This window comes from Aeromicrobium sp. P5_D10, from assembly GCF_054049535.1.
On the sequence record NZ_JBFUME010000019.1, the window covers coordinates 1 to 5,343 of the forward strand.

Here is a 5,343-nt window from a genome sequence, read left to right on the forward strand (position 1 = left end):
AGCAGCGCAGCCCCGGCATCGAGCGCCCGACGTACGGCGGGCTCAGCATCGTCGAGCACCAGCGTGCCCTCGGCTCCGTCGAGGGTGACGTCAGCGAGCTGACGGGTCATGTCGAGTGAGACGTGCGGCCTCAAGGTCGCGCTGGTCGCCGCTCAGCGACGATATTGCGCAGGATCTCCGACGTGCCGCCCTCGATGAAGTTGCCCTTGGCACGCAGGTAGCGATAGCCCGCGTCGCGGCCGATCAAGTCGACGTACCCGGGTCGAATCATGGTCCAGTCGGAGTACCCCAACCCCTCCTCACCCAGCAGCTCGATCTCGAGGTGCTCGCTGCCGAACTCAATGAGCGTGGACACCGGGTGATGACGTGCGACGTGGACACCCCCGACGACGCCGCAGTCCGGCGCGGACTCAGAACTAGGCTTCGGAGACGGCGTCGCGAAGGCCCTGTCCAGCTACGGGCTCGTCACCGAGACTTGGTTGGCGGACCCGGGATCGAGCTGCGGCACGGTGGTCAACATCGCGTCAATCGCCGGCAACCTCCAGGGCACAGGTGCGCAGCCGTGGTACTCGGCCGCCAAAGCCGGCATCGCCGGCTACACCCGCTGAGTGGCCACCAAACGCCCAAACGGGATCCGCGCCAACGCGGTGGTGCTGCCGGGCTCGACGTACACAGCGCGGACGGCCGCACGGCTCGACTCCGCCGACGGGGCCGCCCACATCGCAAGAATCCCAATGCGCCGGGCCGGACAGCCGCACGACGTCGCGCGGGCGGTCATGTTCCTGCTCGCACCGAAATGACTAACCACGGGTCGCTGCGCTGCGATACTGCCTCTACAAAGAGGGCACCATACTCCCGTTCAACTTTTCATCCACTTCCGCGTCGACAACAATGCAATTTTCCGCGGGAACGTTGACTGTGACGGTCGCATCTACTGGCATGAGCTTGTGCGAAAGCGTCTGCGCACGGATTTCCAGGGATTGGTCCGATAGGCGCACCGTGTAGTCGACCAAATTGCCCGAGAAACTGCGGCCAACTATGGTGCCATTCGCGCTGAGGTTCAGCGACGGGCCCAAACCAAGGGCGGTCTCAGAGATCTCGACGTGTTCCGGACGGACCATGATGTTTACCTCCCCGGACGGCAAGGCTCCCGTTCTCACCGCGGCGAAGGACGAACCATTCTCCAATGTCGCGCGGAAATGCCCGGCCTCAGCCGTGATCCCCTTGACCGAAAGGATGTTCGCAGCCCCAAGGAAACAAGCTGCGAAGTTGCTTTTTGGTCTCAAGTAGAGCTCCTCGGGGATGCCAGAATCTACGATTCGCCCGTCCTTGAAGAGGTAGACGCGGTCCGAGAGAGACATCGCCTCTTCTTGATCGTGAGTCACGTAAATACTTGTGGTTCCCACCTCGCGCTGAATACTTTTCAGTTCACTCCGCATCTGGATACGCAGTGCAGCGTCAAGATTCGAGAGAGGTTCGTCCAGGAGCAGCAGCGAAGACCGTTGAACAATTGCACGGGCCAAGGCGACTCGTTGCTGCTGACCTCCCGAAAGCTTGGTCGCAGGTCGTTGGGCAGCATGTGCCAGCCCGACCATTTCGAGTGCACGCTGGACGCGCTGCTCCATTTCCGACCGGGGGACCTTGGCCGCGCGAAGCGGGAACGCAACGTTCCGGAAAACAGTCATGTGCGGCCAGATCGCATACGACTGAAAGACCATCGAAAGCTTCCGCTGGCTCGCCTTGACGTCCACGTTTTGAGCGCTTGAGAAGACGGTCGATCCATCGATACGTATTTCACCCGAGCTCGGATGCTCCAGCCCCGCGATACACCGCAGGGTGGTCGTCTTGCCACACCCGCTTGGCCCCAAAAGGGTCACGATTTCGCCCGGCTCTGCAGAGAGACTCACGTCATCAAGCGCAAAGACCTCTTCCTTGTCCGATTTGAATGTCTTTCGGAGTCCTACGACTTCGAGCATGCTATTCCTTTTCCGTAATACCAAAACGTCCGCCGACGAGTTGCCAAATTGTCACTAGGAGCGCCAGAGAAGCCATCAGGCAGACAGCAATCGCGGCGGCGAGAGGCGCACGTCCGGTGTCCCAGTAGTTGAACAGCAAGGTTGATACGACCGCGTTGTCCCTTCCTTGGAGCATCATGGCCGCCGACAACTCCCTCATCGCATGAGTCGCCACCCATATGAAGACGCCGATAAGCGCAGGCGAGACGAGCGGGATGGTTACACTTCCGAAGGTCCGCGCCCACGAAGCGCCGCTCGTCTGAGCGGCTTCCTCAAGGTCCGGATGCAGTTGATGCATGACACCGTGTGTAACCCGCGTGCCGAACGCGAGGTAAATGGTGACGTACGCAATGACGATGATCCAGATCGTTCCGTACACAGGAATCGGCACGGCTAGATACAGCGTCGTAAGGGCCGCGCCGATCATGACCCCAACAAGCGCCAGTGGGGCGAACGAGAAAAAGTCGATCGCTCTACGGCCAGGAGCATCCGACTTGACCACGACCCAGGAAATTAGTGGCGCTAGCACGGTGACCGCCACCGCAGACACTAAGGCGATAACGAGCGTGTTCTGCACCGCATCGACGATTCGGGGATTGGTGAATACCTCGTGGTAGCTGTTGAGAGTCAGATTCGACACCATCTCGAGCGAGGGTCGACTCATGTATGGCGAAAGACTCGTCCACAGCAGGATGCCTAACGGCGCCACGACCGCCAGAGTGAAGTAACCCGTGATGACACCGACCGCTGCGTACTTCCAGCGACCGAGGGGAAGTCGTCGCGGACGATACCCCTTGCCTGTCAGAGTCGCGAACTTGGACGAATGTCTCGTCGCACGTCGATAGGACCATGCCAGAACTGCTAAGACGAGCAGGACCAACACCACAAGCGCGCCGATCTGCCCGTACAGCGGAAGCCCTGTCGGCGACCTTTTCGCCAGCCGGTAGATGTTCGTCGAGAGGACGTGTTCATTTCCCGGCAAGCCAAGGATTCCCGGCACGTCAAAGACGACAAAGCCTGCGATCATCAAGAACGTGGCCGCGGCTAAAATGGCTGGCATCGCTAGCGGGATGGTCACCCGGCGCAGGATCGTGCCTAGGTTTGCGCCACACATCTGCGCGGCCTCCTCCAAGGACGGATCTGTCGATCGCAGCGCGGGAGCGATTATCAAGAATGCCGTGGGTACCGAGGCCAACGCCTCGACGAAGATCATCCCCCATAGCGAATAGATGTTGAGGTTGATCCCTCCCGGGAGACTTCCAAGGAAATCGTTGAACACGCCCGTGGTTGGATTCAAAAGCATCGTCCAAGCGATCGCCAACAGCAGAGCTGGCGTGGCCATTGGAAGGATCACGAGTCCCCGGAACAGACCGCTGGCTGGCAAATCGGTACGTTCTATGAGCCAGGCAATCGGCAGTGCGATCAGGATCGTGCACAGGGTGCTGCCAGCAGCAAACACAACTGTGTTCGTCAGGATGCCGAGGAGCTCCGGATCACCATAGACTTCGCGAAAGTTTTGGAGCGTAAAGCCTGGGTCTCGCACGAAACCAGTTGGTTTGAAGGCTGTCCAAAGTATGACGAAGATTGGTGCCGCAACCAGCGCCGCCAGGATAGGGCCGATCGTCAGCGTGGGAATATACCGACGCATTTCGCGCGTCTTCATTCCACCTTCTTCCCGCGCTCAAGGGCGGCGGTGTACCGCGTGATGGCGTCGGCATCCTTGGGGAAGTCTGCGGGGTAGTTCCACTCGACGGTCTTCAAACCATCGACGAGCTTTGCCGATTCCGTATCGAGGTTGACGTTGCCGCGGTGAGTGACTTTCTCGTAAGCGCGGTTTCCTTCCGAGGTCAGTTGCCATGCGATGAAGAGTTGCGAGCTGTTTGGAACCTTGCTGTTCTTGGTGACGAAAGTCCAGTTGCTGGCCACGAACACAGGGTCGACCCAACTCGCCTTTAGCGGAGCCCCGGCGCTGATGAGACTAACCACTGGGTGATAGACAGCGGCGCCGACCTCCAGCTCGCCCGACGCGATTGCCTGAGCAAGTGGAGCGTTGCTCTCGAACACCCTGATGTCCTGGCTGAGCAAACCGTCAACGTACTTGTCGGTCGCTTCGCGGCCCCACTCGGATTCCATCTGAGATTCGTAGTTTCCTTGGACCCACGTTCCGATCTTGCCTTTCCACTTGGGATCCAAGAGGTCGTCCCATGACTTCGGGATGTCATCACCCTTAACCAAGTCCGTGTTGTACACGATCGTGAAGAGAGACTGAGACGTGATCGCCGCGTAATCCGTAGGCTTGAGCTGGTCTTCCTCGACACCCATGGCGGCAAAGTCGAGCGGCAGCAACAGGCCTCGATCGTCAAGCAGCGCCGCCTGCGCGGCTGCCGCATTCGCAACGTCCGCTGTGGGAGCTCCGGCGGCGGTTTCTTGTACTAGCCGCGAGGCGATGTCCACACCGCCGACCAACTGCTGGTACTCGATGGTGATATCGGGGAATACACGGTTGAACTCCTCAATCACCTGGTCCGCATCCTCCGGCCTCAAGCTGTCATACCAGACGACAGACCCGTCCTCGGCGGCCGCAGCTTTGGCGAGCGGCTTGAGAACCTCAGGAACTTCTGTTGAAGACTGGGTGTCAGCATCGTCAGAACCTGCGCCGCAGCCGGCGAGCACCAGAAGTGAGCTAGCGATGAGCGCCACCAATCTTGTGGTAGCTGAACGGTTACTAGGCCTTGGGTTGACCCGCATAATTACATCTCCTATGTAAACTAGATCCCCGATTTGTGTGGCGGACTGTCAGCAGAAACCGTTGGAATGAAAGGTGACTCGCGCTGCGATATCGGATCTAAGCCAAGTTCATCCAAACTGAGTGCACTTAGCGTGTAGTCTTCCTATCGATCTGTCAACCCTTTTTTGATCGGAGACGTAAAGTGTCGGGAAACGTTCACCCCGATGGCCGGATCCATCGCCGGCAGCTGACTCGTCAGGCCATCATCGACGCGCACACGCAAATGGTCGAGGAGGGAGTTTTGCGTCCGACGTCGAAAGCCATCGCTGAGAGGGTCGGGATCTCTCTTCGCCGAGATGCCGGGAACTGGGAACCCGTGCCAGCCGACCTTCCATTAGAGACGCGGATTGACCTGTTCTGTGATCGGCGCGGGGCGCGGCTCCAGGACCTGGCCCCAGCGGCAGCGTCGGCGCTCCTTGCCGAGCCGTTCTCTCCTGCCTTGACTGATGCCCGGCGTCAGCATTACGGCCGCCTACACGACGACCTCGTCGAGACGTTTGGTAACGAGATCGGAGCAGACAAAACGGATCCTCGCCATCA

The 5,343-nt window shown here is 59.7% G+C and carries 6 protein-coding genes; 2 read left to right on the forward strand and 4 right to left on the reverse strand.

Annotated features, from left to right (window positions below; genetic code table 11):
- Positions 1-130 precede the first annotated feature (130 nt).
- Positions 131-355 carry a hypothetical protein gene (locus ACXJKC_RS21615; RefSeq protein WP_456698826.1) on the reverse strand — a complete coding sequence of 75 codons (225 nt, stop codon included), beginning with the start codon at positions 353-355 and terminating at the stop codon, positions 131-133.
- Positions 356-479: 124 nt separating this feature from the next.
- Here ACXJKC_RS21615 and ACXJKC_RS21620 point away from each other — a divergent pair, with 124 nt between their 5' ends.
- Together ACXJKC_RS21620 and ACXJKC_RS21625 are read left to right on the forward strand one after the other, a co-directional pair.
- Positions 480-608, forward strand: a complete 129-nt coding sequence (locus ACXJKC_RS21620) for an SDR family NAD(P)-dependent oxidoreductase (protein WP_456698827.1) — start codon at positions 480-482, stop codon at positions 606-608.
- A complete protein-coding gene (locus ACXJKC_RS21625) occupies positions 609-800 on the forward strand; it encodes an SDR family oxidoreductase (RefSeq protein WP_456698828.1) in 192 nt (63 codons plus the stop codon).
- Positions 801-833: 33 nt separating this feature from the next.
- Here the strand turns inward: ACXJKC_RS21625 and ACXJKC_RS21630 are convergent, their stop codons facing one another.
- Genes ACXJKC_RS21630 through ACXJKC_RS21640 form a run of 3 tightly spaced genes read right to left on the reverse strand, consistent with a single transcriptional unit; the run spans position 834 to position 4,715 of the window.
- Positions 834-1,976 (reverse strand): ABC transporter ATP-binding protein, encoded by a 1,143-nt coding sequence (locus ACXJKC_RS21630; RefSeq protein ID WP_456698829.1) that lies wholly within the window; start codon positions 1,974-1,976, stop codon positions 834-836.
- A 1-nt stretch (position 1,977) separates the two neighbouring features.
- Positions 1,978-3,678 (reverse strand): ABC transporter permease, encoded by a 1,701-nt coding sequence (locus ACXJKC_RS21635; protein WP_456698830.1) that lies wholly within the window; start codon positions 3,676-3,678, stop codon positions 1,978-1,980.
- Entirely contained in the window at positions 3,675-4,715 is a 1,041-nt protein-coding gene (locus ACXJKC_RS21640) for an ABC transporter substrate-binding protein (RefSeq protein WP_456698831.1), read from the reverse strand. Before ACXJKC_RS21640 ends, ACXJKC_RS21635 begins: the two co-directional genes overlap by 4 nt.
- Between the last annotated feature and the right edge of the window lie 628 nt (positions 4,716-5,343).